This is a genomic window from Eubacterium sp. CAG:161 (assembly GCF_000432355.1).
In the GTDB taxonomy this organism is placed as follows: Bacteria; Bacillota; Clostridia; order Lachnospirales; family Lachnospiraceae; genus Eubacterium_G; species Eubacterium_G segne.
Genome location: NZ_HF991829.1, coordinates 1 through 506, shown reverse-complemented (window position 1 = coordinate 506; position 506 = coordinate 1). Strand labels below are relative to the sequence as shown.

Genomic DNA, 506 nt, shown 5'->3' with positions numbered 1-506 from the left:
TATGTAGGTGATGATTTAAATGATAAGACTTCGTCTATCAAAATAGAAAAAATCGGAAGTTCTAATACATCATCATATTCTACTGCCAACCTTTCAAGTGGCAAATATAGTATCAAATCAATAGCAAATGAAAAGTATGTTGTTGCAGAAAATGGTGGAAGTGACCCGCTTATGGCTAACAGGGATAGTTACAGCGGAGCATGGGAAACATTCTTTATTGAGAATAATGGTGATGGAACAGTTAATATTAAAGCTGAAGCAAATAACAAATATGTATGTGCTGTTTTAGATGAAGAAAACCAGCTCACTTCAAGGAGTGACAGCCCAAGTACATGGGAAAAATTCCAAATATATAAAATTAAAGATGGAGAATATGGAATTAGAAGTGCTGAAAATGGCAAATACGTTAAGTCAGACTTAGATAATGGCGGAAAATTAATTGCAGGAAGTGACGCAATAGCAGGAGCATGGGAGGCATTTGTAATTGAAAAGGTAGGAGATTCAAC

1 pseudogene is annotated in these 506 nt (G+C 35.2%); it reads left to right on the top strand.

Going from position 1 to position 506, the window contains the following annotated elements:
• Nucleotides 1-506 (top strand): annotated as a pseudogene (locus Q5O30_RS00105) (hypothetical protein); the annotation flags it as partial.